7 protein-coding genes and 2 pseudogenes are annotated in these 4,029 nt (G+C 37.0%); 2 read left to right on the forward strand and 7 right to left on the reverse strand.

The annotated features are described in order from the left end of the window. The 7 genes and pseudogenes from ACFINO_RS09225 to ACFINO_RS09255 all read right to left on the reverse strand — a co-directional run. Nucleotides 1-200 (reverse strand): annotated as a pseudogene (locus tag ACFINO_RS09225) (hypothetical protein); the annotation flags it as partial. Beyond that, nucleotides 194-595, reverse strand: coding sequence for a hypothetical protein (locus ACFINO_RS09230; protein WP_375621851.1), 402 nt, complete (start codon nt 593-595; stop codon nt 194-196). The gene ACFINO_RS09230 and the pseudogene ACFINO_RS09225, both read right to left, overlap by 7 nt. Nucleotides 596-600: 5 nt before the next feature. Beyond that, on the reverse strand, nt 601-1,062 hold the full coding sequence (locus tag ACFINO_RS09235) for a hypothetical protein (RefSeq protein WP_375655514.1): 462 nt from the start codon (nt 1,060-1,062) through the stop codon (nt 601-603). A gap of 8 nt (nt 1,063-1,070) precedes the next feature. Next, nucleotides 1,071-1,622: a hypothetical protein gene (locus tag ACFINO_RS09240; RefSeq protein WP_375655515.1), complete on the reverse strand. Its 552-nt coding sequence runs from the start codon at nt 1,620-1,622 to the stop codon at nt 1,071-1,073. A 12-nt stretch (nt 1,623-1,634) separates the two neighbouring features. Beyond that, nucleotides 1,635-2,393: an antA/AntB antirepressor family protein gene (locus ACFINO_RS09245; protein ID WP_375635088.1), complete on the reverse strand. Its 759-nt coding sequence runs from the start codon at nt 2,391-2,393 to the stop codon at nt 1,635-1,637. A gap of 48 nt (nt 2,394-2,441) precedes the next feature. Next, nucleotides 2,442-2,861: a hypothetical protein gene (locus ACFINO_RS09250; RefSeq protein WP_375613784.1), complete on the reverse strand. Its 420-nt coding sequence runs from the start codon at nt 2,859-2,861 to the stop codon at nt 2,442-2,444. A gap of 206 nt (nt 2,862-3,067) precedes the next feature. Continuing rightward, the gene (locus tag ACFINO_RS09255) at nt 3,068-3,370 is read right to left on the reverse strand and encodes a helix-turn-helix domain-containing protein (RefSeq protein WP_100128398.1); all 303 of its coding nucleotides are present in this window, start codon (nt 3,368-3,370) and stop codon (nt 3,068-3,070) included. A gap of 91 nt (nt 3,371-3,461) precedes the next feature. Between ACFINO_RS09255 and ACFINO_RS09260 the strand changes: the two genes are divergently transcribed. Both ACFINO_RS09260 and ACFINO_RS09265 read left to right on the forward strand, forming a co-directional pair. After that, nucleotides 3,462-3,713 carry a helix-turn-helix domain-containing protein gene (locus ACFINO_RS09260; RefSeq protein ID WP_375612601.1) on the forward strand — a complete coding sequence of 84 codons (252 nt, stop codon included), beginning with the start codon at nt 3,462-3,464 and terminating at the stop codon, nt 3,711-3,713. A 10-nt stretch (nt 3,714-3,723) separates the two neighbouring features. Next, a pseudogene (locus tag ACFINO_RS09265) lies at nt 3,724-4,029 on the forward strand (hypothetical protein); the annotation flags it as partial.

Genomic DNA, 4,029 nt, shown 5'->3' on the forward strand with positions numbered 1-4,029 from the left:
CAAACTTTAGCTTTTCCATAAACTTTGGCGTTACCAGAAACCCAGCAATTGCCATCATGACTTAGATTGTCTTCTTTCTCGATATAGCCTCCTAAATCACCTGCTTTAACATTACCAAAGTCTCTCAATGCACGAATGCGGTGGAGAGTTTTGCCCCCAACTTCGATTGTTTCATTAGTCAATTCGTATTTTTTCACCATGCTTTTTCTCCAGTGGACATGACGTTATCGCCATCAATATCCGCATCACGATAAATTTTTGCGTCGCCATAAATACGTGCATTACCGGAAACTGTTGCCATTCCATAAACTTCGGCAAAACCGTAAACATGTGCATTATGTTTAATTCGTGCACTACCATAAACTACAGCATCATCATAAACTTGAGCATTATCGTAAACGCAAGCACAAGATAAGACGAATGCATTACCACCTACCCAGCAATTACCATGATGCGATAGGTTGTTTTCATGTTCTATAAAGCCGCCTAAATTACCTTTTTTAATAACTCCAAAGTCTCTTAAAGCGCGGATACGGTGAAGAGTTACCCCTTTAAACTCAGCTTTCCCATCAGTAAGTTCGTACTTCTTTTCCATGATTACTATTTCTCACGTTCTACGATTACGGTGGAGCCACTAATTTTACAATTTCCAGCAATGTCTACACGACAGCAAATATATGCTTGATTGTAAATTTTAGCATTTCCGTAAACGTGTACACTTTTCCCTATAACAGAATTCCCATAAATCCGCGCATAGTCAAAAACCTTGGCATTATCTCCAACATCAGCACCACCAACTTCGGCATAATCATAAACTTGTGCATTGTCATAAACGCGTGCATTCCCATAAACCCGCGCATCATCATAAACTTTGGCATCACCGTAAACGTGTGCATTGCCAAAAATCCAACAGTCTCTCTTATGGCTTAAGTTGCTCTCTTTTTCTATAAAACCGCCGAGGTCACCTTTTTTGACATATCCAAAGTCTCTTAAGGCTCTAATTCGGTGAAGAGTTCTTCCATCAAACACAATTTTTTCATCAGTAAATTCGTATTTTTTCATCTGGTTTGTTACCTAGTTGAGATTCTTTTATCGCCATCAATCCAGTCGTCCCAACATACACATGCTTCACCGTAAATTTTTGCATGACCGTAAACATGCGCATCACCGGAAACTTCTGCATTGCCGTAAACACGCGCCCTATCATAAATGTATGCCTTTTCGTAAACTTGTGCATTGCCATAAACTTCTGCATTATCAAAAACGTGCGGTTCACCGCAAATATATGCATCACCGTAAACTTCTGCATCACCGTAAATGCATGGTTCATCGCAAACTTCTGCTTTGCCATAAATACGAGAATTGTTGTAAACATGTGCATAACCGTAAACTTGTGCATTTTCGTAAACCTTAGCATCACCAAAAACCTTGGCATAACCATAGACTTTTGCATAATCCCCAATCCAGCAATTACCACGATGCGATAGGTTGTCTTCTTTCTCGATATAGCCTCCTAAATCACCTTTCTCGACGTTTCCAAAGTCTCGTAATGCGCGAATGCGGTGGAGAGTTTTGCCCCCAACTTCGATTGTTTCATCAGTAAGTTCATATTTCTTTTCCATAATGATAGCCTCTTAATGCATGCTTTGTCTTTTAAGCTCTTGAGACAGCACCCCCATGCCTTTTGTTGTGATTTTTGCTGAAGGAATGACTTTTTCAGTTCCATTTTCGGTTTGAATAGTGAGGGTTGAGCAATCCATTAGTCCTTTTTGGATTTTATCCTGATAAGGCAATAAGCGATCCCCGAAAGTGCGTCGATACACCCATCCTTTTTTCTGTAGGAAGAGAATGAATTGTTTTGGTTGCATTTCGAGCACTTTAGCGGCTTCAGTAAGACTGAAGAGCCCATCAGAGCGTTGCAAGCTTTCCAGAGCCATTGCTTTTGGTTTTAAATCTTCAATGATGATGTCTTTACGCTCATTTTCATTTTTTAGATGAGTTAATACACCTAACATTACTTGTGGACTTGAGTAATCGATTTGTGGTGTAACAACTTGCTTTGCACGCCGCTCGCATTCAATAAAATATTGACGGGCTTGTTTTCCTTTTTCATTACGCTCTACCATGGAAAGTTCTTTTGCCATTTCCAAGGTGAGATGATAATTAATTGCAATAACAGATCTAGATTTTGCGCTCGCCAAATTTGGTGACCGCAAATCTTGTGTTTTTACAAAGTCTTGTCCTTCTATAAAATTGTATCTGCTAATACGGTCCTTAATCCAATTGGAAAAGTCTCGTTTTGCTTCTAAGAATGCGTGCAAGTCACGAGCATTGACTGTCTGAACGCTTTCTTCGTTAATGGTGTTATTTGTAATAGTGATAGGATTATTCATAAGTTTACTCCATCCGATAATTTAATAAGAGGAAAGAGGGGGGCGCTTTTAAAAACGCCCTCTGTAGTATGTATAATGTGGGTAGTTTGGAATGACATCCGAAAGAGTTAAACGGTGCTGCTGTTCATAAGTACCGTATGTTTCATCTTCATATCGCTGCTGTTCGATTTCTTCTAAAAAAAAACCGTATGCTGTGCTGTGTAGAATAAAGTCATGCGGTATTTTGCCATCAAAACACTTTTGTTCACGTAGTTTGAGATAAAACTCAGCAATATCTTCAGAGATATCTTCGCAACGATTAGTCGTTGGTTCTACGCGCAAAATTTGGACAGCATTATCGGTTTGGTCGATAAAATTGATAATGTCCTTTTCTTCTAATAAAGGACCAGATTTAGCGAGATTTTGTTCTTCATTTTCGCACATCACTAAGAGAATTTCATCAGAATTTATAAACACTGGTTTATTCACAAATGCCTCCATACTGCCTATTGGCAAAAGTTATTTTCTAAGATATGGGATATTTGATACCAAAACGGTAATTTAAAGTCAATACCAAAATGGTTATTTTTTTATTTTATATTTTTTTAGAGTAGAAAAAATGGATGAAAAATGGTCAATTAATACGCAAATATTAGAACTATGGGATAAATTGACAGAAGATGAAAAAAGAGAGTTTATTCTTTTTTATCTTGATAAAATGAAGAAAGGAGATCAAGAAGTTTAACCTTATTATCGTAGCTTAGATGCTCTAACATATCTTCAATTTGTTCATCTAAGCTATTAGGCTTATTTCCTGAAAACAACAGTTGTTTGGGGGTAATTTTTAAGTGTGGCGCCAAACGTACAGCCCACTCCTTTGTTAATTTTCGTTGTCCATTTTCTAAACGAAAAATTTGTGGCTGACTAGTCCCTACCAATTCGGCTAATTCTTTTGAAGTTAAACCTACTTTTTGTCTGAAAAATTTCAAATTATTCATGATTCTTATCCTAATTAAAAAAAATATCCTTTCAAATGCCAATATGGTAAAATATGCTTGTCTTAATAATACCAATATGGTAAAAAGAGGAATGTCTAAACTAAAACTGTATTTATCAAAGAATAATATTACTTATGCCGAGTTTGCGATTTTGGTAGGTGTTACACAAGCATCTATAGCACGCTATGTGAATAAGAAGCGATTTCCGCATCCTAGGATAATACAAAAAATAGCAGAAGTTACTGATAATTACATAAGTCCTAGCGATTGGTATCAAGAGAATTTTTCTTCAATTTCTAAAAGTCGCGGTGTTGATCAGACGGGCGATAGATTGCAGCATTAAGGAGATCAAAATGAGTTCGAATGAAATTTTATGGATAGCAGTGGTTTCAGTTTTGCTTTTAAGCGGAGTGATGTTTCGTATTGCTTTGTATTATCGCCATCAAGTTAAAGCACTTAAAGAGCAGGTTCAAGATATTAAGAAAAAAATGAAAGAGAATGAGTTTAGGTATTTAATGGAAAGCAAGCAGACAATTGATGAATGTGATGCGGATCTTGAAGAACGTGACAAGGAAATTAAAGAACTGAAGCAAGAGATTGAAGAACGTGACGAGGAAATTAAACAACTGAAACAAAAGACTGAAGAGCATGAAAAGGCG

It is taken from the genome of Bartonella sp. AA83SXKL (assembly GCF_042196965.1).
In the GTDB taxonomy this organism is placed as follows: Bacteria; Pseudomonadota; Alphaproteobacteria; order Rhizobiales; family Rhizobiaceae; genus Bartonella.

Bases quoted from the DNA above. Each gene is read 5' to 3' on its own strand.
- ACFINO_RS09230 (WP_375621851.1), bottom strand. From the start codon at position 595: ATGGAAAAGAAGTACGAACTTACTGATGGGAAAGCTGAGTTTAAAGGG.
- ACFINO_RS09235 (WP_375655514.1), bottom strand. From the start codon at position 1,062: ATGAAAAAATACGAATTTACTGATGAAAAAATTGTGTTTGATGGAAGA.
- ACFINO_RS09240 (WP_375655515.1), bottom strand. From the start codon at position 1,622: ATGGAAAAGAAATATGAACTTACTGATGAAACAATCGAAGTTGGGGGC.
- ACFINO_RS09245 (WP_375635088.1), bottom strand. From the start codon at position 2,393: ATGAATAATCCTATCACTATTACAAATAACACCATTAACGAAGAAAGC.
- ACFINO_RS09255 (WP_100128398.1), bottom strand. From the start codon at position 3,370: ATGAATAATTTGAAATTTTTCAGACAAAAAGTAGGTTTAACTTCAAAA.
- ACFINO_RS09260 (WP_375612601.1), top strand. From the start codon at position 3,462: ATGTCTAAACTAAAACTGTATTTATCAAAGAATAATATTACTTATGCC.